20 protein-coding genes and 3 tRNA genes are annotated in these 25,329 nt (G+C 60.0%); 6 read left to right on the forward strand and 17 right to left on the reverse strand.

Going from position 1 to position 25,329, the window contains the following annotated elements:
- Nucleotides 1-4 precede the first annotated feature (4 nt).
- The 3 genes from JOD50_RS09835 to JOD50_RS09845 are packed head-to-tail and all read right to left on the reverse strand — an operon-like array spanning nt 5 to nt 4,703.
- Complete coding sequence (locus JOD50_RS09835; protein ID WP_204881385.1) at nt 5-2,239, reverse strand: ATP-dependent DNA helicase RecG; 2,235 nt, start codon at nt 2,237-2,239, stop codon at nt 5-7.
- A complete protein-coding gene (locus tag JOD50_RS09840) occupies nt 2,239-3,378 on the reverse strand; it encodes a DAK2 domain-containing protein (RefSeq protein ID WP_204881386.1) in 1,140 nt (379 codons plus the stop codon). The genes JOD50_RS09835 and JOD50_RS09840 overlap by 1 nt, the downstream gene beginning before the upstream one ends.
- A gap of 47 nt (nt 3,379-3,425) precedes the next feature.
- The gene (locus JOD50_RS09845; protein ID WP_239541576.1) at nt 3,426-4,703 is read right to left on the reverse strand and encodes an LCP family protein; all 1,278 of its coding nucleotides are present in this window, start codon (nt 4,701-4,703) and stop codon (nt 3,426-3,428) included.
- Between the two features lie 91 nt (nt 4,704-4,794).
- Here JOD50_RS09845 and JOD50_RS09850 point away from each other — a divergent pair, with 91 nt between their 5' ends.
- Nucleotides 4,795-5,382, forward strand: a complete 588-nt coding sequence (locus tag JOD50_RS09850; protein WP_204881387.1) for a DUF3515 domain-containing protein — start codon at nt 4,795-4,797, stop codon at nt 5,380-5,382.
- A gap of 38 nt (nt 5,383-5,420) precedes the next feature.
- On the opposite strand, the gene JOD50_RS09855 is transcribed toward JOD50_RS09850, so the two are convergent.
- The 6 genes from JOD50_RS09855 to leuC form a co-directional block, all read right to left on the reverse strand.
- Nucleotides 5,421-6,554: a D-alanine--D-alanine ligase family protein gene (locus JOD50_RS09855; RefSeq protein ID WP_204881388.1), complete on the reverse strand. Its 1,134-nt coding sequence runs from the start codon at nt 6,552-6,554 to the stop codon at nt 5,421-5,423.
- The gene (locus JOD50_RS09860) at nt 6,551-7,570 is read right to left on the reverse strand and encodes an NAD(P)H-dependent glycerol-3-phosphate dehydrogenase (protein ID WP_239541577.1); all 1,020 of its coding nucleotides are present in this window, start codon (nt 7,568-7,570) and stop codon (nt 6,551-6,553) included. Before JOD50_RS09860 ends, JOD50_RS09855 begins: the two co-directional genes overlap by 4 nt.
- An 84-nt stretch (nt 7,571-7,654) precedes the next feature.
- A complete protein-coding gene (locus JOD50_RS09865; RefSeq protein ID WP_204881389.1) occupies nt 7,655-8,434 on the reverse strand; it encodes a lysophospholipid acyltransferase family protein in 780 nt (259 codons plus the stop codon).
- Nucleotides 8,434-9,765 (reverse strand): UDP-N-acetylglucosamine 1-carboxyvinyltransferase, encoded by a 1,332-nt coding sequence (gene murA, locus JOD50_RS09870; RefSeq protein ID WP_204881390.1) that lies wholly within the window; start codon nt 9,763-9,765, stop codon nt 8,434-8,436. The genes JOD50_RS09865 and murA overlap by 1 nt, the downstream gene beginning before the upstream one ends.
- A 169-nt stretch (nt 9,766-9,934) precedes the next feature.
- Nucleotides 9,935-10,534: a 3-isopropylmalate dehydratase small subunit gene (leuD, locus tag JOD50_RS09875; protein ID WP_204881391.1), complete on the reverse strand. Its 600-nt coding sequence runs from the start codon at nt 10,532-10,534 to the stop codon at nt 9,935-9,937.
- 29 nt (nt 10,535-10,563) lie between these two features.
- A complete protein-coding gene (gene leuC / locus JOD50_RS09880) occupies nt 10,564-12,015 on the reverse strand; it encodes a 3-isopropylmalate dehydratase large subunit (protein WP_204881392.1) in 1,452 nt (483 codons plus the stop codon).
- 170 nt (nt 12,016-12,185) lie between these two features.
- Between leuC and JOD50_RS09885 the strand changes: the two genes are divergently transcribed.
- The gene (locus JOD50_RS09885) at nt 12,186-12,896 is read left to right on the forward strand and encodes an IclR family transcriptional regulator (protein ID WP_204881393.1); all 711 of its coding nucleotides are present in this window, start codon (nt 12,186-12,188) and stop codon (nt 12,894-12,896) included.
- 12 nt (nt 12,897-12,908) lie between these two features.
- Here JOD50_RS09885 and thiL read toward each other — a convergent pair whose 3' ends face one another.
- The 8 genes from thiL to JOD50_RS09925 all read right to left on the reverse strand — a co-directional run bounded on the left by thiL (nt 12,909) and on the right by JOD50_RS09925 (nt 19,620).
- Nucleotides 12,909-14,021: a thiamine-phosphate kinase gene (gene thiL, locus JOD50_RS09890; RefSeq protein ID WP_204881394.1), complete on the reverse strand. Its 1,113-nt coding sequence runs from the start codon at nt 14,019-14,021 to the stop codon at nt 12,909-12,911.
- A 149-nt stretch (nt 14,022-14,170) separates the two neighbouring features.
- Nucleotides 14,171-14,243 (reverse strand) — tRNA-Glu (locus JOD50_RS09895).
- Between the two features lie 129 nt (nt 14,244-14,372).
- Nucleotides 14,373-14,445, reverse strand: a tRNA-Glu gene (locus JOD50_RS09900).
- 105 nt (nt 14,446-14,550) lie between these two features.
- Nucleotides 14,551-14,622, reverse strand: a tRNA-Gln gene (locus JOD50_RS09905).
- Between the two features lie 260 nt (nt 14,623-14,882).
- A complete protein-coding gene (gltX, locus tag JOD50_RS09910) occupies nt 14,883-16,394 on the reverse strand; it encodes a glutamate--tRNA ligase (RefSeq protein ID WP_204881395.1) in 1,512 nt (503 codons plus the stop codon).
- A 121-nt stretch (nt 16,395-16,515) separates the two neighbouring features.
- On the reverse strand, nt 16,516-17,274 hold the full coding sequence (locus tag JOD50_RS09915; RefSeq protein WP_204881396.1) for a fumarylacetoacetate hydrolase family protein: 759 nt from the start codon (nt 17,272-17,274) through the stop codon (nt 16,516-16,518).
- A 20-nt stretch (nt 17,275-17,294) separates the two neighbouring features.
- Nucleotides 17,295-18,377 carry a branched-chain amino acid aminotransferase gene (locus JOD50_RS09920; protein ID WP_204881397.1) on the reverse strand — a complete coding sequence of 361 codons (1,083 nt, stop codon included), beginning with the start codon at nt 18,375-18,377 and terminating at the stop codon, nt 17,295-17,297.
- Nucleotides 18,378-18,555: 178 nt separating this feature from the next.
- Entirely contained in the window at nt 18,556-19,620 is a 1,065-nt protein-coding gene (locus tag JOD50_RS09925; RefSeq protein ID WP_204881398.1) for a 3-isopropylmalate dehydrogenase, read from the reverse strand.
- Between the two features lie 126 nt (nt 19,621-19,746).
- Between JOD50_RS09925 and JOD50_RS09930 the strand changes: the two genes are divergently transcribed.
- The 4 genes from JOD50_RS09930 (at nt 19,747) to JOD50_RS09945 (ending at nt 25,225) form a co-directional block, all read left to right on the forward strand.
- Nucleotides 19,747-21,051 carry a sensor histidine kinase gene (locus JOD50_RS09930; protein WP_204881399.1) on the forward strand — a complete coding sequence of 435 codons (1,305 nt, stop codon included), beginning with the start codon at nt 19,747-19,749 and terminating at the stop codon, nt 21,049-21,051.
- Between the two features lie 26 nt (nt 21,052-21,077).
- Nucleotides 21,078-21,788: a response regulator gene (locus tag JOD50_RS09935; RefSeq protein WP_420825534.1), complete on the forward strand. Its 711-nt coding sequence runs from the start codon at nt 21,078-21,080 to the stop codon at nt 21,786-21,788.
- 102 nt (nt 21,789-21,890) lie between these two features.
- Entirely contained in the window at nt 21,891-22,673 is a 783-nt protein-coding gene (locus JOD50_RS09940) for an ABC transporter ATP-binding protein (RefSeq protein WP_101629478.1), read from the forward strand.
- Nucleotides 22,673-25,225 carry an FtsX-like permease family protein gene (locus JOD50_RS09945; protein WP_204881400.1) on the forward strand — a complete coding sequence of 851 codons (2,553 nt, stop codon included), beginning with the start codon at nt 22,673-22,675 and terminating at the stop codon, nt 25,223-25,225. The genes JOD50_RS09940 and JOD50_RS09945 overlap by 1 nt, the downstream gene beginning before the upstream one ends.
- Nucleotides 25,226-25,329 lie beyond the last annotated feature (104 nt).

The following is a 25,329-nucleotide window of genomic DNA, read 5'->3' on the forward strand; positions in this document are numbered from 1 at the left end:
CGCTTTAGGAGCGTTGCAGGTACGCCGCGCTTTCAGAGTCTTCAAGTTCGGCCACAAGCCGCGCTAGCTCAGGGTGAGCCGCGCGCCAACCCGGCGCGACGATCCGCTGAGCGTCCTCGCGCGCCGCTTGAATAACATCGCCGTCTCGCATAACCCGCAAAAGGTTGAGCGTCGATTTCCCGCCGGACTGGTTCTGCCCCAAAATGTCGCCTTCACGACGGAGCTTTACGTCCTCTTCCGCGAGCTTGAAACCGTCGGTCGTCGAGGCGACCGTCTCGAGCCGTTCAACAGACGGGTGTTGACGTTCAAGGTTCGTGACCAGCAGGCACGTTCCGGGCAAGTTGCCGCGACCGATGCGTCCACGTAGCTGGTGCAGCTGCGAGATACCGAACGCATCGGCGTCAATGATGGCCATGACCGTCGCGTTCGGAACGTCCACGCCCACCTCAATCACCGTCGTCGCTAGCAGGACGTCGGTGCGGTGGTTTTCAAAGTCCGTCATCGCATCCGCTTTGTCTTCGGGGTCCATGGCGCCATGCAAGACGCCGATGCGCACGTCCTTGAGCGCTGGATGCGCCGCGAGCACTTCGTACATGGTTTCAAGCGGGGTGCGTTGTGCGTGTGTCTCTTGCGTTTGAACCTCGAGTGGCAACATCCCATCATCCGGCGACACAGTCGTCGTGTCCGAACCGGACGCCGCAGAATCTTCACTAGCCGTAATCCGCGGAACCACAACATACGCTTGGTGTCCTTTGGCGACCTCATCGCGGATCAGAGTGAAGATCCGCTCCTTCCAAGCCGGCAGAGCTAGCGGCACGACGTAGGTGCTGACTTCCGCGCGGCCCGCCGGCAAGCCTTTGAGCGTTGAAACATCGACGTCGCCAAATACCGTCATCGCTACGGTGCGCGGAATCGGCGTTGCCGTCATGACCAACATGTGCGGCGTGGCGCCCGCACCGTCTCGCAACTTATCGCGCTGCTCAACGCCAAAGCGGTGCTGCTCATCAACGACCACGAGCCCGAGTTCGGCGAACTGGACGTTATCCGAGATCAGAGCGTGCGTTCCCACCACAATCCCGGCCTGTCCCGAGGCCGCGGCCAAAAGTGTCTCGCGTTTCTGGGCCGTTTTGAGTGAGCCCGTCAACAACTCAACCCTTGTGGCTGTTTCCGGGGCACCCAACTCACCAGCCCGCGCAAGATCACCGAGCATCGAACGCAACGTCGCGGCATGCTGCTGAGCTAAAACCTCAGTTGGCGCCATGAACGCCGCCTGGCCACCCGCATCGACAACCTGGAGCATCGCGCGCAACGCAACCAGCGTTTTACCCGAACCAACATCACCCTGAACCAGCCGATTCATGGGGTGCGGCCGCGCAAGGTCCTGAGCGATCTGCTCCCCCACGTCATACTGGCCGGGCGTCAAAGCGAAAGGCAAGGACGCATCGAAAACCTCAAGCAAACCTCCACCACGCAACGGGCGCGGCACCGCGGTTTGCCCTGCGACGGCCGCCTTACGGTCAGCCAGGAACGTCTGCAAAACCAAAGCCTCTTGGAACACGAAACGCTCGCGTGCCTTAAACGCTTCGCCCAACGTGTCCGGCTGGTGGATTGAACGCAACGCACTCACACGGTCCGGAAGCCGGTGGCGCTCCCGCACCGGGGCCTCGATTGGGTCAACGAACGCATCCGGATCGATGCCTTCAAGCAACTTCGCTTGCAAAGTACGCATACGGATCTGCCCAAACTTACCTTTGAGCGGATAGATCGGGAACGGCTTAGCTTCGGCTTCCTGATCCTCGCCCAACAACGTGTATTCAGGATGCGAAAGCTGCAACGCGCCCTTATAGGTCGTGACCTTGCCGCTGAAAACGGCGCGCGTCCCGGGCGTCAACTGCTGAGCGGCAACATAACCGTTGAAGAACGTCATCGGCATGAGTCCGCCGTCCTGCTCGGATTCGACCTCGATTTCGAGCAAGAACCCTTTACGCCGATGCATCCTGCGCTGATGCGCGTGGATGACCCTCGCAGCGACAGTGACATCCTCGCCCAACGGGAGGTCACGCACCGCAGTCAGCTCGCCCACATCTAGATAACGACGAGGGATGTGCGCGAGCATCTGTTCAACCGTTTGGAAGCCGAAGGCCTTCTGAACCGCCTGAGCGTCACGTGAACCCAAGGCTTCAGATAGTGTCGTGTCAGGGGTTAAGACACGTCCGTTCGTGTTCGATTCAGGTGCCATCAGCGTGCGCTACCGGATTCGTTAGAACCGCGTGCTTCGACGCCACATGCGTCTACCCCACCATGCGGACGTGCTTCTGCCCCACGATGCGGACGTGGTGCCGTCGCACCAACTTGAGACAGCGGCGTAACCACCACATCGGTAGGTTCCCCCGCCTTGCTGATGATGTCGAGCGCAACCGATTCCGCTGGGACATGAACATGCACACGCCACGTCAGAGAGCCATCGACGTGCCCCTGGCTCGCGCTCGCGTGGTTGTATCCGCTGTATTCCGGATCCCGTTCAGGTGCCGGATCCATCGCAGACATCACGACAGATTCCCCCACGGCATCGAGCGCGGCCCGCATGAGTGCCGCGTCCAGAGCAGACGCCGCGACAGTGCACACTACCTCGACCCCGTCCGTTGCAGGGATCTGCTCGATGCCCAACTCACCAGGTTCTTGATATCCGGGAAGATCCTTATACGGTTCAAGGTCGATCTCGTCTCCACGCACGGCCGCGAGCAAGCAGTTGATGATGATGACGAAACCAACCGCGCCCGCATCCACGACGGCGATATCGGTCAGTTCTTTGAGCCGGCTCTGCGTATGTTGCGCCTCAACGAGGCTCGCTTGCCACGCGGCTTCGAGAGTTCCGACGAGCTTAAGCGCTTCCAGATCACGGTCCTGGCCTGAACGCCGGCCTTGTGAGCTTGCATGTGTCCGGGCGGCCTGACTTGCGGCAGCCATCACAGAAAGAATCGTTCCGCCCACTGGCTCGGATAACGCAGACCATGCTCTCAGACGGCCCGCTTCCAAGCTCTCGGCGAGCGCGAACGCTGTGAGGTCTTCTATTCCTGCGAGTGATTCACCCATACCTAGCAGGAAAACCGAGATGAGGGATCCCGAGTTTCCTTGTGCTGAGCCGAGAGCCTGCCTTGCGGCTACGGCAAGGTGGTGGCCAAGGTCTGCTTGGGGTTCCTGTGTGGCTAGCGTTTCGTGTGCGGTGCGCATCGTGGCTAGTAGGTTTGTTCCGGTATCACCATCCGGGACAGGGAACACGTTGATGGCGTTGAGGGCTTCTTGTTGACGGGTCAGCTCGGTAACGCTGAGCTTCAGCCACTCTTCGAGCGCTGAAAACCCTGTGCGGATTTCCGTCATCGTTCCCTCCCTCAGACATCACTGGCCGCTACGCTGGCTTAGCTTACTTATTTAGCTAGCCCGTGGCGAGTCATGAAGTCTTTCATGCCGCCTTCACGCATCGCCTTGGAGAACTCCCCGATCGCGTCCATGTCGGGTATCACGATGGACTGGCCATCGGCGCTTGTCCCTGTGCCTTTATTAGGCAGAGTCATGAAGTGGAAGTCGTTCGACCTGGTGCCAGGCATCGAGGCAGCTAGTTTCATGAGGCTCCAGCCAGTCAACGTCTCATCACGCGTCATGTAGGGTGCCATCGCGCCAACGGTGTTGGTCATCTTGACCGGGTCCAAGAGCGTCTGTGGGCTCAGCATCTTGGAGAAGATCACTTTCACAAGCTGCTGCTGGTTCTTGACCCGCTGATAGTCGCCGTCTTGGAATGCATAGCGTTCCCGTACGAACCACAAAGCCTGTTTACCGTTGACGTCCATGCGGCCTTCATAGTGAGTGCCTGCCTTATCGAACGGCTTTGGGACGTCGATCGTGACGCCACCTAACGCGTCGACCATGCCTTCAAAACCGGAGAAGTCGATCGTCATGACGTGATCGATCGGGACGTTGAACAGGTTCTCCAGGGTTGCGACCGTGAGCGGCATCTTCCCTAACGCGTAGGCCGCGTTGATCTTCGCTTGGCCGTGGCCGGGGATCGTGACCCACGTGTCACGCATGATCGATGTCACGTACACGCCGTCCCTGTCCGATGGGATGTGCATCAGCATCATCGTGTCGGTACGGCCCGCGTCTTTCTTACCGTCACGCGAGTCATTGCCGAGGAGCAAGATGTTGACGGATTTGTCCCCGGCAGCGTGTTGCGGACGTTCCCCTTGCGGAAACGCCTCAGCTACAGGGATCGCGTGGGACTCGTTGAACTTGGACGCAAGCACCGCAGCATAACTGCCGAGCCCGGCAACCAGAATCAAGACGATCATCAGCAGGGTCATGAGTACCCGCTTGCCGGTCTTCTTCTTGCGACGCTTACGATGCGGTTGCTGCGGTTGCTGGTATTGCTCGCTGTTCTGCCACTGCTGTTGCTGTTGCCACGGCTGAGCCTGCTGCGGATAGCCGTAACCTACCGGACCGCCTTGATAGCCGTTGTTGTAGCCGCTGTTGCCTTGATACCCGCTACCGCCCTGGTAACCGCCGTTACCGTAACCGCCGTAGCCTTGTTGTCCTGAATACGAAGATCCAGAGCCGTAGCCTGAACTCCCCGACGAGGTAGCACTGAACTCGTCGCCCCACTGGTCGTCGTCATAACGATCAGGGTCAACGTCAAACCTCCGGTCGCTCATTCGCGGCCTCCACCTTCATCCAAAGCACATTGCTGTACACACAATCTATACGCAGGATTCTAGTTCCGTAGCCTGTAGATAAACTGGAGGTATGCGTGCAACTTCCGTTTTTCGCCAACCGTTCGTCTCAGGACGCTCGAGCCAGCCACACCGCTCTCGCGTGCGCAAGGGTGCGATCGCGACTGTGCTGGCTCTTGGTGCGGGCCTTTCGTTGAGCGGCTGTAGCGAACCCGTTGAAGTTGCTCCCGCTGAAAACGCGGCCGATGCCCGATGCGCGCAAGTCATGATCACGCTGCCACGCGAAATCTCTGGCCAGCCTAAACGGAAGACCACAAGCCAAGCCACCGCGGCCTGGGGTCAGCCAGCTTCGGCGATCCTCAAATGTGGCGAGATCGCTCCCGCTGTGACATCCGATCGGTGCTCAACCATTGACGAGGTCGACTGGACCGCGCGGGAAAACAACGACGGCACGTGGACGATCGCAACTTATGGACGCGAACCTTACATCACCATCACGATCGACACCGCACGCATCTCGTCTTCCGACGTCGCCGTTGCCGTCTCTGATGCCGTCAAGAACAACGAAGCGACGAAACGCTGCTCGTCGGCACGTGACCTCAACTTGGATGCGCCTGAAGATATCGACGAAGACGTCGTCAGCAAAGGCGCCGATGACTAAACCAACCAACTCAACGCGCAGAAGGCTAGCGAAACATGCTAGCGGAGCAGCCCTGCGCGGCGCTCTAGTGCGAGCGTAATCAGCTCCGTAATCAAATCCTCATACGGTAGCCCGCTCGCCGCCCACAACTGCGGGTACATGCTAATCGGCGTGAAGCCGGGCATCGTGTTGATCTCATTGATGATCCACTCGCCGGCCTCGTCCAAGAAAAAGTCCACGCGCGCAGGACCTTCGCAGCCCAACGCATCATAAGCAACAACCGCTTGCTCTCTTAGCGAGTCCGCCTGTTCGTCAGTCAGCCGCGCGGGTGCCTCGGTGCGGGCGTTATCGTCGGCCAAGTACTTCGACTCGTAGTCGTACAGATCAGCCGCAGCCGCATCGACCACAACCTCGCCACCAACCGAAGCACGCGTCGGCTTTCCGCGGCGTCCTTCAAGCGCTGCGCACTCGATCTCACGGCCCGAAATACCCTGCTCTACCAGAACCTTAGGGTCATGCATCCGCGCCTCCTCAATCGCAAGGCTCAAATCCTCGCGATCATCAACGCGAACAACGCCCTGCGAAGAACCCGCGCGAGCAGGCTTCACAAACAAAGGAAGCTCAAGGCCTTCACAGCGGTCTAGGCACCCCTGAGGATCAGCGTCCCATTCGCGGTCAGTGACCACCTGATACGGCCCCACGCGCAAACCAGCAGCACTGAAAGCCATCTTCATCAGATGCTTATCCATACCGACAGCCGAGGCCGCAACGCCGGAGCCCACATACGGAACGCCGAGCAGCTCCAAGAAGCCCTGAACCGTGCCGTCCTCACCATAAGGACCATGCAACAGAGGGAACACAACATCGATCCCAGCGAGCAGCTTGACCATCTCACCAGGCTGAGCATCCGTCACCAAGCGAGCAGCCGCATCGGAATCTTCAGAACGTATGAGCCGCACCGGTTGCCCCTGCAGCTCAACGACCGGCTCAACACCGCCATCGAATGAATACGTGAGAACCTGCTGAGGAGGAACCACCGTCCAACGGCCGTCCTGCGTCACACCCACCGGGATCACCGTGAAACGATCCGTGTCGATAGCGCGCAAAACCCCGGCCGCGGTTACGCACGAAACCGAATGCTCGCTCGACTGGCCACCGAACAGGAGCAGAACCCTTTTTTGAGAGGTTGTCATTGGTTACGCTCCTCAGATTTCAAATCGCGGTCAAGCAATAGTTTCGGCATCTTGATAACAGGCACGGAGCCGTCCAGAACCTTCGAAGCTGCGGCGGCGATCGGCATGTCAACGCCGTTCTCGTGAGCAAGCTCCAAAACCGCTGAACAGCTCTTGACGCCCTCAGCAACCTGCGTCATCTTCGAGGTCACCTGGTCCATGCTGAGCCCCTGCCCAAACAAGCGGCCCGCAGTGTAGTTACGCGACAACGACGACGCGCATGTCGCCACAAGGTCGCCCATTCCGGCGAGCCCCGACATCGTCTCAGCCTTACCGCCCATCGCGACGGCCAAACGCGTGGTCTCGGCAAGCCCACGCGTGATCACGGTCGCCTTCGTGTTGTCGCCCATGCCCATGCCATCGCACATGCCGACAGCCAGGGCGATGATGTTCTTCACGATACCGCCGATCTCAGCGCCGATGACGTCTCGGTTCGTGTACGGACGGAAGTACGGCGCGGTGCACGCCTGCGCTACGGCATCAGCGGTTTCAGTCACAGAGCATGCAACCACCGACGCGGTCGGCTCCTCCCGCGCGATCTCACGCGCAAGGTTAGGACCGGAAAGGACCACAAGCTTGTCTTCCGAAGTTCCCAGGACCTCCTGGACAACCTGCGTCATACGCAAGCCCGTGCCCCGTTCAAGGCCCTTCATGAGAGAAACAATGACCGCGTCAGCTGGGATCGCATCCGCCCACTGCGCGAGCTGTTCACGCAACGTCTGCGCAGGAACCGCCAAAACCACCATGTCCGCGCCATTTAGCGCGGCTACGGCGTCCGACGTCGCAGTGATGTTGAAAGGCAACGTCAAGTCACCGAGGTAGCCACTATTAGTGTGTTTCGTAGCGATCTCTTCGGCCACCTCATCACGGCGGGCCCACAAGGTTACAGTCGCTTCCGGGTTGGCATCTGCCAGAACCTTTGCGAACGTGGTTCCCCACGAACCCGAACCCATGACGGTGAGATTCTTCACGCCCATGCCTCCAACGCTGTACTGTGCCCTAAAGCGCTTATCTGCCCTGAAGCGCTTGTCTTGACGTCTGCTTGCGGCCAACACCGGCCGTTACCAATCCTCTTGCTCTTCGCGGCGCCGCTTTTCTTCTTCGCGCCGCTTAAGCTGTTCATCCGCATCCTCTGTAGGCGACCACGGGACCTCCGGCGGTTCTTCACCGCGCAGATCAGCGACCAAGTACATCATGTGCTTCATGATGCGGCTGGTTGCCTCATCCAGGACGGAACGGGTCATAGGCTCTTCACGCAGATCATCCATCTCAATCTCGGAGCCTGCCATGACCACAGTCGCTTTCCGCGGGAACAACCGTAGCCTACGTGGCTTCCCACCCAAAAGTTCCTGGTCACCCCAGTGAACTACCGGGACGATGGGCGCGTTGGTTTTCAACGCAAGCCGGGCCGCGCCAGTGCGTGCCTGCATCGGCCACTTATCCGGGTCCTTCGTCAGGGTACCTTCCGGATAGATGATGATGACGCCGCCACGTCCGATGACCTCAGCCGCGGCCTCGAGCGACAGCTTAGCTCCCGGGCCGCCACGCTCGACTGGAATCTGTCCGGTCGCTTTCAAAATCCGACCCACAACGGGGATTTTAAACAGTGAAGACTTCGCGAGGAAACGCGGAAGGAGCCTGTGCGCGTACAAGGCTTCAGCCACGATCAGCGGATCAAGTTCGCTGATGTGGTTCGAAACAATGATCGAACCCGGCTTGATCGAACCCAAGCCAACCCAGGTTCGCTTGAGCATCAGCGCCAAAGTGGGCCGCACGAACGATGCGGCGAAACCAAAAGTGAAACGTGCGGCGCGGGTTTCGTTAGATCCCTTCCGCTTCATCAGTTGCTCTGCTCCTTGAGCTCAACATCGGCACCAAGAGCGAGCAACTTATCGATGAAGTGTTCGTAGCCGCGATTGATGAGGTCGATACCGGTCGCATTCGAGACGCCGTCTGCAGCGAGAGCCGCGATCACGTGGGAAAAACCGCCGCGCAAGTCCGGGATCACAAAGTCTGCGCCCTTGAGCTGGGACTTACCCGTGATGACTGCCGAGTGCAGGAAGTCGCGGTTACCGAAGCGGCACGGAAGCGAACCGAGGCACTGACGGTGCAACTGGATAGTGGCACCCATGCGCTTGAGCGCGTCAGTGAAGCCGAAACGGTTCTCATACACGGTCTCGTGAACAATCGAAACGCCGGTCGCCTGGGTCAGCGCAACCACGAGCGGCTGCTGCCAGTCCGTCATAAAGCCTGGATGCACATCGGTCTCAAGAACCAGCGGGTTGAGCTCACCACCCGGGTGGAAGAACCGGATCCCTTCGTTCTGTACCTCGAACTCACCACCAAGTCGGCGATAGCAGTTCAGGAACGCAGAGAGATCCTTCTGCGCGGCACCCTTAACGAGGATGTCGCCACCCGTCGCCAGCGCTGCCGAAGCCCACGATGCACCCTCATTACGGTCAGGCAACGCAGTGTGGTCGTAGGCCCGCAGAGACTCGACGCCCTCAATCACGAGTGTGCGTTCACCGCGAAGATCGATGATCGCGCCCATCTTCTGCAAAACAGAGATGAGGTCCTGAATCTCAGGCTCAACCGCAGCGTTCTTGAGCTCAGTGATGCCCTTGGCCCGAACCGCAGTCAGCAGAACCTGCTCGGTAGCGCCCACCGATGGGTACGGAAGTTCAACCTTCGCACCGTAGAGGCCGTTACGAGCCGAAATGGTGATCCCGTTCGGAGCCTTGTCGACGATCGCACCGAACTCCCGCAAAACCTGCAGGTGATAGTCGATCGGACGGTCACCAATACGGCAACCGCCGAGATCCGGGATGAAAGCCTCCCCGATCGTATGCATGAGAGGTCCACAGAACAGGATCGGAATGCGCGAGTCCCCCGCGTATGCGTCGATCTCCGCACTCGAGGCCGTCTTCGCTCCGGACGGATCCATCACGATCTCGCCCTTAGCGTGGTCCACATCCACAGTGACGCCGTGCAGCCGCAACAAGCCGGCAACCACATCGACATCCTTAATCTGAGGCACGTTACGCAAGATCGACTTACCGCTACCCAACAGGGACGCAACCATCGCCTTAGGCACCAGATTCTTGGCGCCGCGAACGGTCACTTCACCGTTGAGAGGGCGGCCACCGTTAATGGACAAGACCTTGGTCGTCACGCTTCAGCATTCCTTGTCATGAGTGGGCAATGGACGGCACGGGGTCAACCCGTAAGTTCCTCACCATCATATAGGTCAGCACGCTCAACCCGTGGGAGGAAACTCGTTCGCGGTCATACGCGTTGAACCCCTCACGGGACCTGCCGACACACAGCCGGTCAGCGTTGAGTTAGGAACGTGCCGGCAGTGTCTCTGGTTTGAACGATGGGCGGCGCGCCTCGTAGTCCACGATCGCGTCTTCTTGGCGCAGCGAAAGGTCGATGTCGTCGAGGCCTTCTGCGAGCCGCCACGCGGTGTCCGGGTCGATGTAGAAGCTCACGGTCAGCGAACCCGCGGTCACGGTGCGGTTCGGAAGGTCCACAGTGACCTCCATACCTGGGTCCTGCTCGACCTGCTTCCACAGCAGTTCAACATCGGACTGTTCAACCTGCGCCGCAACCAGGCCCTGCTTGCCGGAGTTACCGCGGAAGATGTCCGCGAAACGGGACGAGATCACGACGCGGAAACCGTAGTCCTTGAGCGCCCACACGGCGTGTTCGCGCGAAGAACCGGTACCGAAGTCCGCGCCAGCGATCAAAACGCTACCGTTCTTGTACGGCTCCTGGTTCAGGATGAACCCTGGGTCCTGACGCCAGCGGGCAAACAGCGCGTCATCGAAACCGGTCTTGGTGATGCGCTTGAGGTAGACCGCCGGGATGATCTGGTCGGTGTCGACGTTGGATGCTCGCAGTGGCACGGCAACGCCGGTGTGTGTGCTGAATTTCTCCATGATGAATGTCCTTCTCTACCAGCGTGCGGTTATGCGGAGGCGGTTGCGTTCTCGAGGATGTCCGATGGCGAGGACAGCGTGCCTCGGACGGCGGTTGCCGCCGCGACGAGCGGGGACACGAGGTGGGTGCGCCCACCCTTGCCTTGGCGGCCTTCGAAGTTGCGGTTGGAGGTCGATGCGCAACGCTCGCCTTCTGCGAGCTGGTCCGGGTTCATACCCAGGCACATCGAGCATCCGGCGAAGCGCCATTCGGCTCCGAAGTCCTTGAACACCTTGTCGAGGCCTTCGGCTTCCGCCTCGAGCCGCACGCGTGCGGAACCCGGAACGACGATCATGCGTACGTTCGGGTCCTTCTCGCGTCCGCGGATCACGTCGGCTGCGGCACGGAGGTCTTCCATGCGCGAGTTGGTGCAAGAGCCGAGGAACACGGTGTCCACGCGGATGTCCTTCATGCGGGTTCCGGCTTCAAGACCCATGTATTCGAGCGCGCGCTGAGCCGCAGCCTTCTCGTTTTCGTCGCCGCATTCCTCTGGGTGCGGGACGACGTCGCTGAGCGAAACACCCTGGCCAGGGTTGGTGCCCCACGTAACGAACGATTCGAGTTCATCTGCGTCGAGGAACACCTCCGCATCGAAGGCCGCGTCGTCATCGGTGCGCAGGGTCTTCCAGTATTCGACTGCAGCATCCCACTCTTCGCCTTGTGGGGCGTGTGGGCGACCCTTGATGTAGTCGAAGGTCGTCTGGTCTGGAGCGATCATGCCGGCACGCGCACCTGCCTCGATGGACATGTTGCACATCGTCATGCGTGCTTCCATCGAAAGCTGTTCGATCGCAGAGCCACGGTACTCCAGGACGTAGCCTTGTCCGCCGCCGGTGCCGATCTTGGCGATCACGGCGAGGATAATGTCCTTGGACGTCACGCCTGGGCGCAGGGTTCCTTCAACGTTGATCGCCATGGTCTTGAAAGGTTTGAGCGGCAGAGTCTGCGTCGCCATGACGTGTTCGACCTCGGAGGTTCCGATGCCGAAGGCCAGAGCACCGAAAGCGCCGTGAGTCGAGGTGTGGGAGTCGCCGCACACGATGGTCATACCTGGCTGCGTGAGTCCCAACTGTGGGCCCACGACGTGCACAATGCCTTGTTCTTTATCGCCCAGGGAATGCAGGCGAACGCCAAACTCCTCGCAGTTAGCGCGCAAGGTTTCGATCTGCTTGGCGGAAATCGGGTCCTGGATCGGCCGGTCGATGTCCAGAGTCGGCGTGTTGTGGTCCTCGGTTGCAATCGTGAGGTCGGGGCGGCGCAGCTTACGGCCGGCCAGTCGCAGACCTTCGAAAGCCTGCGGCGAGGTGACCTCGTGAACGAGGTGAAGGTCGATGTAGAGCAAGTCAGGGCGGCGGTTAAGGCCCTCGCCTTCACCCCGGGCTACGACGTGGTCTTCCCACACCTTTTCTGCCAAGGTGCGCGGTGCGCCTGTGCTCGACATAGTGTCTGTCCTTCCTAGATTCCTCGCGATACCTGCCGCTGGTTCAGCATCACCGAGTCTTCGGTAACGCTCAGCAGGGTCATGTGCAACGTGTATATGACCACGCTAACACCAGACTATTCCACATTATGGTCTTGTGTCTCAACAATTGAGACGCTAAGGTGTCTCATATGTCACAAAGCAGCGGTGTTGGCGTCATCGACAAGGCGACCATGATCCTTGATGCCCTCGAATCTGGACCAGCAAGCCTCGCGGAACTCGTAGAAACAACCCATCTTGCGCGCCCAACAGCGCACCGGCTCGCTCAAGCTCTCGCGCACCACGGGCTCGTGACCAAAGACCTCCACGGACGCTTCACGCTCGGTCCACGCCTCACTGAACTCGCGGCAGCCGCAGGCCAAGACCGGCTCGTTGCTGCTTCACGCCCTTCACTCCACCGCTTGCGTGAACTCACCAACGAAAGCACCCAGGTATTTAAGCGCCAAGGCGACCTCCGCGTCTGCATAGCGTCCGCCGAGCGTCCCACTGGCCTCCGCGACACCATCCCTGTCGGCACGCAGCTGTCCATGAGTGCCGGCTCTGCGGCGCAGGTCTTGCTCGCATGGGAGGACCAGGCACGCATCGTCCAGGGGCTTGAAGGCGCACGATTCACCGCCCACGACCTCGCCCGGGTCAAGCAGCGCGGGTGGGCCCAATCTGTGGGTGAACGTGAACGAGGCGTGGCCTCAGTGTCCGCGCCAATCTTCAGCCCCTCAGGAAAAGTGATCGCCGCGCTTTCGATGTCGGGCCCTGTTCAGCGCATCGGCAACGACCCTGGCCGCCGTTACGGCAGCATCGTCGCGCAGGTAGCCCACGATCTCAGCGCCGCCATCGCGACCTGACTCGGCTGTGCTTCACGCACTGCTGTAGTGGTCGAAGCCAAGGGTTTCGTCGAGGCGGCGGCCAGCGATGTAGGCGCCAGCTTCCTCACCAGATGTCGCCTCTGGCTGGCTTAACTGTTCAACTGTGCCGATGCGGCGGATCGCTACCCCGTCAACCGATGGGGTCTCAGCTTCGGCCGGAAGCGTGAACAGCAGATTGAAGTCCTCTCCCCCGTACAAAACGTTGTGCCGCGCTTCTTGCTCGGATAGCCTCCAAGATTCAGCGAGCCTAGCGGCGAAACTGTTGATGGCCGCTTCATCGAGCACAAGCGCAACCCCGCTGGCTTGTGCGATGCGCGTGGCATCACGCACGAGCCCGTCAGATGTGTCAATGCTTGCGATGCGGTGCTCGCGTGCTGCTAACAACGGACCGACGGCTAGCGGCGGAGCTGGCATGAAGTGAGCGGCAAGCGCTCGTTGCAGCTCAGTTTCAGAGGCACTGTGCGCGTCTGCGCGCGGCGACAAAAGCTCATTGAGAGCAGATCCTGAAGTTCCCGGGACGCGACCAGCCACATACACATCGTCCCCGGGCTGCGCCGCGCTGCGCACGAGCGGGTTGGCATCAACGTCTAGTTCGCCGATCGCAGTGATTGACACTCCAATCGATTCCGCAGCCGAAACATCCCCTCCGATGAGCTCAACACCTCGAGCACCGAGCTCATCGCACGCTTGCCGCAGCCCAGCCGCGAACTCGGCTGGCCATGTCTCCTCGATATCGCCAGGGAACGACAACGACACCAGGAGATAACGGGTGCGGGCCCCCATCGCGTTGATGTCGGAAAGATTCTGGGCGGCACATTTGAATCCGAGCATCCGCGCATCGGTTTTGGCGCCGCTCGGCCATGTCAGCATGAAATCCTGACCTTCGACGGAGGTGTCCATCGTGAAAACCATGGGAGCATTCGCGGCAACCACAGCCGCGTCGTCGCCATTGGCTACAACCACTCGACTCAGGACCTGCGCGAGCCCGTCAGCGCCACCTGAACCCGAATGGGAAAGCGCGGCCTGCGATGCCGCCCCAGAACCGAATGCCTGATTGATGGAAGCGATGATCGCGCGCTCGCCCATCCCGCTCACGGTTCCCATAAGCTCTCCTTCGGCAGCATTCGCATGGCGCTGTGTCCTGATAGCGCTGCATTCGCATGGGGCTGTATCTCTACGGCCCCAACGTTCAGATAGCCCTAGATTAGGGCATAAAAAATCCCGGCGAGTTCATCACCGGGATTTTTCTTTCGTGACCCCAGCGGGATTCGAACCCGCGTTACCGCCGTGAGAGGGCGGCGTACTAGGCCGCTATACGATGGGGCCGCTTTCGCGACACGCTGCTCAAGATCTAACCTGCGCAATGCACAAGATCAACCTGTGCTGAGTCTCATATTGAGTTTTAGCCTCATATTGAGTTAGCGAACTGTTGAGTTCGTGAACGTGTGTGCGACGTGACCCCAGCGGGATTCGAACCCGCGTTACCGCCGTGAGAGGGCGGCGTACTAGGCCGCTATACGATGGGGCCAAATGCTTTCCCCTACCTCATGCACTGACTTGATTGAGCAAGACAGTGGGATTTTCGAAGGGGAATCGCTGATCCTCAACACTGCTTACAGCGGAAGGACCTTCGCTGGGATACCAGGACTCGAACCTAGAATAACTGAACCAGAATCAGTCGTGTTGCCAATTACACCATATCCCAATGTGCATTCGATTGTAGCACGATCAATATGATTACGCATATTCAATTAGCTCCGCTCAGCATTTCAATACTTTTGTATCTCCGCGCTAAGCGTTTGTTCGCAACCATAAAATCTTTTGATCGCTATGGCATGCGATTGTTTAGCCTACATGAGACGAGGGAGGAAACCAAATCGGTTCCCTCCCTCGTGTCGAACGCCACATTAACGGGGTGAAACCCCAAGGTGTCTAGCGCCCGCAAACACTACATTGCAACTACGCCTACTCGACGTGATTCTCGCGGAACGCCCGCAAGCGCGCCAGCGTGGATTCCTTGCCAAGAATCTCGAGCGACTCGAACAACGGCGGCGATACACGGTGACCCGAAATCGCGGTGCGCACCGGACCGAACGCAAAACGTGGCTTGAGCTCGAGGCCTTCAATGAGGCTCTCACGCAAAGCCTGCTCGATGTTCTCTACCGTAAAGTCTGAAACCTTCTCGAGCGCATCCGCTGCCGCATCAATCACTTCACCGAGGTTTTCCGGCATGCGCTTGAGAGCATCCTCGTCCATCGTGATTTCAGCATCAGCCTTGAACAGGAAGTCCAGCATCTTCGGTGCTTCACCCAGCAGCTGCATGCGCTCCTGAACCAGCGGAGCAGCCGCCTCGAGGATACGACGCTCATCGTCAGTCAACGGATCCGAGACAAGCTCAGCGTCGCGCAGGTACGGGACCAGACGCTCAACGAAGATTTCAGGGCTCAAACGGCGAACGTGCGTACCGTTGATCGCTTCAGCCTTCTTGACGTCAAAGCGAGCCGGGTTCGGCTGAACATCCTTGATATCGAAAGCCTTGACCATCTCGTCCATCGTGAAGATGTCCTCGTCACCCGAGATCGCCCAACCGAGCAGCGCGAGGTAGTTGACGAGACCTTCCTTGATGAAGCCCGCATCACGCAGGTTGAACAGCGAGGATTCCGGGTCGCGCTTCGACAGCTTCTTGTTCCCCTGCCCCATAACGTACGGCATGTGGCCGAAACGCGGCAGGTACTGTGCGATACCCAGTTCGATCAGCGCGCGGTACAGTGCAATCTGGCGCGGGGTCGAGGACAAGATGTCTTCACCACGCAGAACGTGCGTCACGCCCATCAGTGCGTCATCAACCGGGTTCACGAGCGTGTAGAGCGGGGCACCGTTCGAACGTGCCACGACGAAGTCCGGAACAGATCCCGCAGGGAACGTGATCTCGCCGCGGATCAGGTCATCGAATGTGATGTCCTCGTCCGGCATCCGCAAACGGAAAACCGGCTTGCGACCTTCGTCGCGGAACGCCTGCTTCTGTTCCTCGGTCAGGTCGCGGTCGTAGTTGTCATAGCCAAGCTGAACGTCCTGGCCAGCGGCCTTGCGGCGTTCCTTGACTTCCTCGGGAGTCGAGAAGTCCTCGTACACGTACCCGCCGTCAATCAGTTTCTGCAGGATATCGGCGTAGATGTCCATGCGTTGCGACTGGCGGTACGGCTCCTGTGGGCCACCCACGCGGATGCCTTCGTCCCAGTCAATACCGAGCCACTCCATGGCGTCGATGACCTGGTTGAACGACTCTTCGGAGTCGCGTGCCGCGTCGGTATCTTCGATGCGGAAAATCATGGTGCCGCCCGTGTGGCGCGCGTAGGCCCAGTTGAACAGGGCCGTGCGGACCATGCCAACGTGCGGAGTACCTGTCGGCGACGGGCAGAAACGCACACGTACAGGAGTTGAATCAGAAACCGTAGGAAGCGACGCAGTAAAGCTCATGATTCCTTATCTTAGTTGGTTTAAATAACGATGCGGTGGCCGGCAAGCTCATACGCTGCCGGCTACGTCACGCGGCTGGAATCGCATCAATGCAGTTGGAACTACAGCAGCGCAGGTTGAACTACATCACGCGATTCGAAAGAGTTCCGATGCCTTCGATCGTGACTTCGACAGTCTGACCCTCACGCAAAAGACCGACGCCGGCCGGGGTTCCGGTCAGCAGAACATCGCCTGGAAGCAGGGTGAAGGCCTCGGATGCTTGAGCGATCAGCTCGGCGACCTGTGTCAGCATGTCCCGAGTGTTGCCGTCTTGGACGGTCTCGCCATCCACGGTCGTGGTGATCGCCAGCGCATCCGGGTCCAGTTCGGTCTCGATCCACGGACCCAACGGAACCGAACCATCGAAGCCCTTGGCGCGCGACCACTGGCCGTCGTTGCGCTGCGCATCCCGCGCAGTGAGGTCGTTGGCGACTGTGTAACCAAACACGACATCGTGGGCGCTCTCCGCCGGGACGTCCTTGCAGATCCGGCCGATCACCACGGCCAGCTCTCCTTCGTAGGAAATCTCGTCAGAGAAATCCGGGAAGCGGATCGGCTCCCCCGGCCCCAGAACTGCGGTGTTTGGCATCAAGAACATGAGCGGACGCGCGGGCGCTTCCCCACCCATCTCGCGGGCATGCTCTGCATAGTTCTTGCCGAAACCCACGATCTTGGAACGCGGGATGATCGGCGCAACCAAGCGCACATCGTCCAGGTCATGAACAGTCTGGGTCGGCTGAACACCATGGAAGAAAGGGTCGCCAGCTAGTTCGATGACCTTCTGGTCTTCTACCAGGCCGTAGAACGGATCGTTATCAGTGACACAACGGGCAATTCGCATGGTTCTAGCCTACTGGCCGGCTATGCGAGCTTGTGCAGCCAGCCGTGCGCGTCTTCGACCGCGCCGATCTGAACACCCAGCAGGTCGTGGCGAATCGAAGCCCACACGCCGTCCTGCTTGACCTCAGGCATCGTGAGGGTGGTTTCGCGACCGCGCAGCTCGGAAATAGGCGTGACGACCGCAGCGGTACCGCACGCGAAAACCTCATCGAGCGAGCCGTCCTCAACGCGACGCTTCCACTCGTCCAGAGTGAAGGTGCGCTGCTCGACGGCCAAGCCCTTCTCTTGGGCCAGCTCAAGAACCGAGGAACGCGTCACGCCGTGCAGGATGGTGCCGTCGAGCGCCGGGGTCACGAGCGTCTTGCCTCCATCGATCACAAAGAATACGTTCATGCCGCCGAGTTCCTGAACAGCGTGATCGTTGGTTGGGTCGGTGAAGATGACCTGCTGGCAGCCGTTCGCCTCGGCTTCGAGCTGAGCGATGAGCGAGGCCGCGTAGTTACCGCCGCACTTCGCCTCACCCGTGCCGCCGTGGCCTGCGCGGGCGTAGGTCTCCGAAAGCCAAATCTGGACCGGCTTGAGCTCGCCACCAAAGTAGTTACCGGCAGGCGACGCGATCACGCGGAACTCATAACGATGCGATGGCCGCACGCCCAGGAACGCTTCAGTCGCGATCATGAAAGGACGCAAGTACAGCGATTCGCCGTCGCCGTCCGGGATCCAGGCCTCATCGGCGCTCACGAGTTCCTTAATGGCCTGCAAGAAAACATCCACCGGAAGCTCAGGCATGCCCAAACGCACCGCGGAGCGGTTCAACCGGCGACCATTCTCTTCCGGACGGAAGGTGTAGGCCCCGCCGTCCTTGTGGCGGTAGGCCTTGAGACCCTCAAAGATCTCCTGGCCGTAATGCAATACTGCCGCGGCAGGATCCAGTGTCACGGGACCGTACGGAACCACGCGCGCATCGTGCCAACCCTTGTCAATATCCCAGTCGATAATGACCTGGTGATCCGTGTAGAACGTGCCGAAGCCCGGGTCCTGCAGGATCTTGTTGCGTTCCTCATCAGAGGTTGGGTTGGTTGTGAGCGTGCGGGTGAACTCCACTGTTCTGCTCCAGTTCCGATACGTTTCGCCGCTCTTGGTGGCGGCTCGTGATGTGTTTGCGCGGCGCCGCAGACGGTGAGCCTGCACGCACCTGTAAGTAACCCTAGTCCTGCGCCTACCGTATGCGGTAGAGCAAGACAGCGGGTTTCAGTTTGAGGCCGGTTTCAGTTTCTTGGCGCTAAGCGCTGAGCTGGGCGATGATCGCGTCACCGATTTCGGTGGTGCTCCGCTTTGCTGGAGCTGGCGTGTCAACCAGCGCGGCGAGGTCGCGTTCAACAGCGGCTTCGATCGCTTCGGCTTGTTCGTCGAGGCCCACGTGGCGCAACAACAGGGCGCCGGAGAGGATCGCGGCGGTGGGGTCTGCGATGTTCTGGCCGGCGATATCCGGTGCGGAGCCGTGGACTGGCTCAAACATCGATGGTGCGGTTCCGTCTACGTTGATGTTGCCGGAGGATGCGAGGCCGATGCCGCCGGTGACGGCGCCAGCGAGGTCGGTGAGGATGTCACCGAAGAGGTTGTCGGTCACGATGACATCGAAGCGGGACGGGTCGGTGACCATGAAGATGGTCGCTGCGTCGACGTGGAGGTAGTCGACGGTGACCTCGGGATAGTTGGCGGCTTCTTCGTTCACGATGCGGTTCCACAGCTTTCCGGCGTTGACCAGGACGTTGTGCTTGTGGACCAGTGTCAGTTTCTTGCGGCGCGCGTTGGCTCGTTCGAAAGCGTCGCGGACTACGCGGCGCACACCGTGGGCGGTGTTGATCGAAACCTCAGTTGCGACTTCGTGCTCCGTTCCAGCTTTGAACTGTCCGCCGTTGCCTGCGTACAGGCCTTCGGTGCCTTCGCGGACCACGATGAAGTCGATCTCGCCAGGTTCGCTCAGCGGGCTGACCGAGCCTGGGAAGAGCCGCGATGGGCGAAGGTTGACGGCGTGGTCGAAGGAGAAACGCAGCTTGAGCAGGATTTCGCGTTCGAGGATTCCGGAAGGGATCCGGTCATCATCCGGGGCGGCACCGACTGCGCCGAAGAGGATCGCTTCGTGCTGGCGGAGGTTCTCCATGGTTTCTTCGGTGAGGGTTTCCCCGGTTGCAAGCCAGTGTTCTGCACCGATGTTGTATTCGGTGGTTGCAACCTCAACATCGGTGTTTTCCAGGGATGCCATAATGACCCTCAGGGCTTGGCTCACCACTTCTGGTCCGATGCCGTCGCCTGGGATTACTGCCAAATCAAGTGTCCGCGTCATGACATACACAATACGCCCAATCCCACATTCTGGGCCAGCATCTCACCATATGAAACGCCTTTGTGACAGCGCGTGTCATACCGCAGGCGGATCCTTCCTCCCCCATAACTCACTAGAGTGAGGAGCATGTCCCGCACGCTCCACACCGACCCGCCAGCGTCCCGTATCAACCCCATCGGGCGCACCGAAACGTGGGTCCGCACCCATCCCACGACGATCGACATGATCCAGGCCGCCGGCATCGGCCTGGTCTTCTTGATTGCGTTGCTATCCACTGTCCGCGTGTCGATGAATCCGTGGCCTTTCGTCCCCTACCCGATCCGTTACATCGGGATGGTCGCGGTGGGCGTCGCGCTGAGCGTCTCGTGGGCCATCCGCCGTTACAACCCAGCTGCTTCACTCCTGACCGCAATCGCGGCGTGCCTCGTGCAAGTGGCGGTCGTCGGCGATTCTTCGATCGCGATCATCCTCGTGCCGGGCATCATCTACTCGTCGGCGGCGCACGGGCGTCGCTGGGTTTCCAACACAGCCCTGATCGCGGGACTCGCGGGGTCGATTCTGGCGGTCATGTATTTCACCCCGCGGTCTTACGGTTGGTCTGCACCTGAGCAGGTCGTCGTGCTGATTGGGCACTGGCTCATCGTCACGGTCGCGTGGCTTTTCGGGCGGTTGTCCTTCGAACGGCGAGCGCGCGTGGATTCTGAGCGGGTCAGGATGCAGCGGCTCATTGACCAGCAGGTGCGTGAGCGTGAGTTCGCGGCTGAGGATGAGCGGCGCCGGATTGCTCGTGAGATGCACGATGTGGTGGCTCATTCGCTCTCGGTCATCATTACGCAGGCGGATGGCGGCAGGTATGCGGCGGCTCAGCGGCCGGAGGTCGCGCGTGAGGTTTTAGAGACGATCGCGAACACGGGCCGTGAGGCGTTGGCGGAGATGCGTTCGTTGCTGGGTGTTTTGCGGGATGAGGGTGATGAGGCGCGCCGCTCCCCTGCTCCTGGTTTTGATCGTTTGGATGAGCTTGCGTACACGGCGAGCGCGAACGGCATCGAGACGTCGATCGAGTGGAAGTTTACGCCCGCGGGTACGCTGCCGTCAGGAGCTGAGTTGGCGGTGTATCGGATTGTCCAGGAAGCCTTGACGAATGTACGCAAGCACGCGGTTGCGCCTACTCGCACGGATGTTGTGTTGACGTGGACGGCCAAAGGGCTTGCGGTGACGGTGACCAACGATGCGCGGGACGGCGTCGCTTCGGCGTCTGTGTCGGGTGGCGCAGCAGGATCAGCTGGCGTCCCTGGGGGCGGTCGCGGCCAGGTTGGCATCCGCGAGCGTGCTGAAATATATGGAGGCAGTGCAAGTTTCTCGGTTCTGCCGGGTGGCTATCAGGTGTATGTGTTTATTCCGTATGCGTCTGATGTTTTGGCTGGCGCGTGAGCTTGGCGATGCGTGTGGAGGGTGCAGTGGAGGATTCAGTGGAGCAGATTAGGGTTGCGCTGGTCGACGATCAGCAGTTGGTACGTTCTGGTTTTCGTATGCTGATCGATTCGCAGCCTGATCTGTGTGTGGTTGCGGAAGCCTCAGATGGGCTTGAGGCGTGTCAGGATTTTTCTAATGGTGGCGCTATGGTCGATGCGGATGTTGTCTTGATGGATATCCGTATGCCACGCATGGATGGGATTGCGGCAACAACGCGGCTACTCGAGGAGTCTGCTCGCCGCGGCGTGGATGCGCCTCGTGTTTTGATCCTGACGACCTTCGATCTAGATGAGTACGTTCTTGACGCGATTTCGGCAGGGGCTGCTGGCTTTTTGCTCAAGGATGCTCCACCGGAGGATCTGTTGGATGCGATCCGTACGGTGTTCCACGGTGGCGCTGTGGTTGCGCCGAGTTCGACTAAGCGGTTGCTGGACCACATGGCGCCAATGTTGCGAGCTCAGGCACAGCAGGATGGGTCTTCGGCCCACGACGTGGTTGAGCTTTTGACAGCGCGTGAGCTCGAGGTTTTCCGTCTCATGGCTCAGGGCTACTCCAACACAGAGATCGCGGATCAACTCACGCTGTCCGAAGCAACGGTGAAAACCCATGTGAGCCGCGTACTGTCCAAGCTCGAGGTTCGTGACCGCGTTCAGGCCGTCGTTCTTGCGTATCGCACGGGTGTGGTCCAGCCTTAGGTCAGCGCACCCCAGCAGGTCATACCTGGGTATGACACGGGGCTAATAATGTCCATTCTGGGGGCCGATGTTCTGAACTCGCGCGGCGTTTAGTCTGGATGCATGACTACACAACCTCCATCCCCTGAAGTACAGCCTGCATCGAACGCTGCTACCGCTCAACCGGCGGTTGCGGCGTGGAACCTGACCAAAGTATTTGGGCAGGGTTCGACGCAGGTTACGGCACTCAACAACATCACGGTGGGTTTCGCGCCCGGCAAGTTCACGGCGATCATGGGGCCTTCGGGTTCCGGTAAGTCGACGCTGATGCACATGCTCGCTACGTTGGACCGCCCGACGAGCGGCGCGCTGGCCTTGGGCCCTACCCGCGTGGATACGTTGAGCGAAGACGAGCAGACCCGCTTGCGCCGCGAGCGTGTGGGTTTCGTGTTCCAGGCGTTCAACCTGGTTCCTACACTGACCGCCGAGCAGAACATCGTGCTTCCGCTCGAGCTGGCCAACAAGAAGCCGGACATGGCGTGGTTCAACGAGCTCGTGGACCGCTTGGGTCTGCGTGAGCGTCTCAACCACAAGCCGCACGAGCTTTCGGGTGGTCAGCAGCAGCGCGTGGCCGTCGCGCGTGCCCTGTTGTCCCGCCCCGACGTGATTTTCGGTGACGAGCCAACCGGTAACTTGGATTCTGAATCCGGTAGCCAGGTGCTCAACCTGTTGCAACGGGCCGCGCACGAATACGGCCAGACCGTCATCATGGTGACGCACGACCCGCAGGCGGCCGCTTACGCTGACCGCGTGCTGTTGCTTTCGGACGGCGTGATCGCCGGCGAGATCAACAACCCGACCGCTCAGGGCGTAGCAGAAGCATTGGCTCAGTTGGGAGCCAAGTAATGAACACGATTGCGCGCGCGAATATTCGCGCTTATTTCCGTCGCTACATAGCGGTGATTGTCGCGGTAATGATCGGCGTGGGCTTCTTGAGCGCTGTCTTGAACTTCTCGACGTCCTCGTTCGCGTCGGTCAAGAACACTCAGGGCCAGGTGTATTCGAAGTCCGATGTCGTGGTTACGGCGAGGACCGCAGTTATCTCTCAGGATGGTGACGGTTCCGCACAGGACAAGCAGGACATTGACAAGCTGGTCACTGGCAGGGATTCGGTCGCCGATCACCTTAGGTACGACCGCGGCATGGTCTACAACATGGACCGAACCGCGGGTGATGATCCGGTGCACCTGTATGCAGTGGAAGGTAACTGGGACCTCCTCGGATTCAAGCGCATCGAAGGTGAGCTTCCAAGCGGGAAGAACATCGGTGTCAGCCAGAAGCTCTACGACAGCCTCGTAGACGGCAACGGTGGCGGCACCCCTGACATCACTCTTGCGCTCGAGCCAAGCTTTGTTGAAGGGCAAGGCTCTGATCAGCCAGCCAAGCTCACGTATAAGGCAACCGGCGTGTTCGAAGACTCGCGCATGCTCGACGCCTTCGGCCTTCCGTCAGTTTTCCTGGACCGGCAAGAAGCTGAGGCAGCCGGCTTCCTCACGATTACTTCCGAAACGGTCTATCTGCTCAAGGTCGCCCCGGGTAGCAATCCTGCCGACGTTGTTCGCGAGATCAACGATGCAGCGAAGGCGGCCGGCTACGAGGGCATCAAGGCAGCAACGCCGGATGAGCTCCTCAACCAGTCGATGCGTTCCTTCAGCTCCGACATCGCGATCTTCACGTACGCACTCTTGGCGTTCGTTCTGCTTGCCGCCGTGGTGTGCGTGCTCGTGACCTCGAACACGTTCACAGTGATTCTGGCGCAGCGAACCCGCGAACTCGCGTTGCTGCGCACCATCGGCGCTAGTGCTAAACAGATCAAACGCATGATGCGCATGGAAGGCCTCCTGATCGGTCTCATTGGCGGTGTGGTTGGTGTTGTGCTCGGCATCGTCTTGATCGCGGCAGGCGGGGCTGTCATGTCGTGGATCACCAAGACCACAACGTTCACGTTCGCGGTCAACTGGTGGTCGATCCCTGCAGGTTTGATCTTGGCTCTCGTGATGACATGGCTCGCTTCGATCCGCCCAGCGCAGAAGGCGTCCCGTCTCTCCCCTATCGCGGCACTTCAGCCGCTAGAAACCGTGACGGTTGGCAGCCGTAAGGGTAAGGTCCGCATCGCGATCGGAGCCATTCTGATTCTGTTCGGCGTGGCTTTGATCCTCTACGGAATGCTGACCCCGATCAACGAAGACTATGAGCTTGCCGGAATGCTGTTCCTCATGGTGTTCCTCGGATGCCTGCTCGCGTTCATCGGCCTGCTCGTGATCGGCACGTTCCTTGTTCCGTTCCTCGTGGCGCTGTTCGGCAAGCTGTTCTCCGGAAAGCCAGCGGGCAAGCTCGCCGGCCTCAACGCGGTGCGTCACCCCGCCCGCACGGGAGCGGTTGGTTCGGCTCTGCTGATCGGTGTGACACTCGTGGCCACCTGCTTGACAGGTATGTACAGCCTCAAGACGACCATGGACAATCAGCTTGACGAAGGGTTCCCGGTCGATGTGAAGATCACCTTCCCGGAAGACTCCCAGCCGAACGCTGGAACCGTCGATAGCGTGTCCCGGGCCGCAGGCGTCCAGGAGACCGCGCTCGTGAAAAAGGCGGATATTGGGGACGAAGCCCTCACGGGCTACACCTGCTCTTCGCTCTACGTTGGCGATGCCGGAGAGCTGAGGAAGCTGCTTCCAGCCAACGTCCCTGTTCCGGGGCTCAACGAATACGGTCCGGTATTTAGCCCTGAGCAGGCGCGAACGCTCACGATCAACGGTACGCAGCTGAAACCAGTGGGCACTCCGTCCGGCGCGGATATTCCGTGCCTCATCACGACCGAGACCGCGCAGAAGCTCGATGTTAAGACTGCTGAGTATGACGCTCAGATCTGGGTCAAGCTCGACGAGAACGCCAACCTCGACACGGTCTCTGAGACTTTGGCTACCGCGGCGCACGTTTCACCTCACGATGTGGATGTGATCGCTCAGATCAAGGATGCCCTCGGCACGTTCATGCTGACGTTCACTTACATCGTGGTGGGCCTCTTCGGTGTAGCCGTCGTGATCGCGCTCGTGGGTGTCTCGAACACGCTGACGCTCTCGATCATCGAACGCACCCGCGAGAACGCCCTGCTGCGTGCTTTGGGCCTAACCCGAAAGCAGCTCCGTTCGATGCTGTTCCTTGAAGCGTTCCTGATCTCCGGTATCACGGCCCTGACAGCGATCGTCATCGGTACGGCGTTCGGGTTCGTGGGCGCATCGTCCCTGCTCCGTACGGCCGCCACGGCCGATCTCACGATCCCGTGGATCCCACTGTTGATCCTGTGGTTCGCTACGGTAGCGATCACGATGCTGGCGACGCTCATGCCGGCACGGCGCGCAGCCAAGGTCACGCCTGTCGAGGGGCTTGCCATCGAGTAGGCTCTCGCAACGAGCTACAGCGGCAATGCACAAAAGCGTGGGGCCGGTTCACATCAGTGAACCGGCCCCACGCTTCGTCATTCTGAAGCTTTAGCCGTCTTGTG

The organism is Pseudoglutamicibacter cumminsii (genome assembly GCF_016907775.1).
In the GTDB taxonomy this organism is placed as follows: Bacteria; Actinomycetota; Actinomycetes; order Actinomycetales; family Micrococcaceae; genus Pseudoglutamicibacter; species Pseudoglutamicibacter cumminsii.

Bases quoted from the DNA above. Each gene is read 5' to 3' on its own strand.
- JOD50_RS09865 (WP_204881389.1), bottom strand. From the start codon at position 8,434: ATGAAGCGGAAGGGATCTAACGAAACCCGCGCCGCACGTTTCACTTTT.
- JOD50_RS09930 (WP_204881399.1), top strand. From the start codon at position 19,747: ATGTCCCGCACGCTCCACACCGACCCGCCAGCGTCCCGTATCAACCCC.
- JOD50_RS09860 (WP_239541577.1), bottom strand. From the start codon at position 7,570: ATGGGCGTGAAGAATCTCACCGTCATGGGTTCGGGTTCGTGGGGAACC.
- gltX (WP_204881395.1), bottom strand. From the start codon at position 16,394: ATGAGCTTTACTGCGTCGCTTCCTACGGTTTCTGATTCAACTCCTGTA.
- JOD50_RS09855 (WP_204881388.1), bottom strand. From the start codon at position 6,554: ATGACAACCTCTCAAAAAAGGGTTCTGCTCCTGTTCGGTGGCCAGTCG.
- JOD50_RS09840 (WP_204881386.1), bottom strand. From the start codon at position 3,378: ATGACGGAAATCCGCACAGGGTTTTCAGCGCTCGAAGAGTGGCTGAAG.
- JOD50_RS09885 (WP_204881393.1), top strand. From the start codon at position 12,186: ATGTCACAAAGCAGCGGTGTTGGCGTCATCGACAAGGCGACCATGATC.
- thiL (WP_204881394.1), bottom strand. From the start codon at position 14,021: ATGGGAACCGTGAGCGGGATGGGCGAGCGCGCGATCATCGCTTCCATC.
- JOD50_RS09940 (WP_101629478.1), top strand. From the start codon at position 21,891: ATGACTACACAACCTCCATCCCCTGAAGTACAGCCTGCATCGAACGCT.
- leuD (WP_204881391.1), bottom strand. From the start codon at position 10,534: ATGGAGAAATTCAGCACACACACCGGCGTTGCCGTGCCACTGCGAGCA.
- leuC (WP_204881392.1), bottom strand. From the start codon at position 12,015: ATGTCGAGCACAGGCGCACCGCGCACCTTGGCAGAAAAGGTGTGGGAA.
- JOD50_RS09835 (WP_204881385.1), bottom strand. From the start codon at position 2,239: ATGGCACCTGAATCGAACACGAACGGACGTGTCTTAACCCCTGACACG.
- JOD50_RS09845 (WP_239541576.1), bottom strand. From the start codon at position 4,703: ATGAGCGACCGGAGGTTTGACGTTGACCCTGATCGTTATGACGACGAC.
- JOD50_RS09915 (WP_204881396.1), bottom strand. From the start codon at position 17,274: ATGCGAATTGCCCGTTGTGTCACTGATAACGATCCGTTCTACGGCCTG.
- JOD50_RS09945 (WP_204881400.1), top strand. From the start codon at position 22,673: ATGAACACGATTGCGCGCGCGAATATTCGCGCTTATTTCCGTCGCTAC.
- JOD50_RS09850 (WP_204881387.1), top strand. From the start codon at position 4,795: ATGCGTGCAACTTCCGTTTTTCGCCAACCGTTCGTCTCAGGACGCTCG.
- JOD50_RS09925 (WP_204881398.1), bottom strand. From the start codon at position 19,620: ATGACGCGGACACTTGATTTGGCAGTAATCCCAGGCGACGGCATCGGA.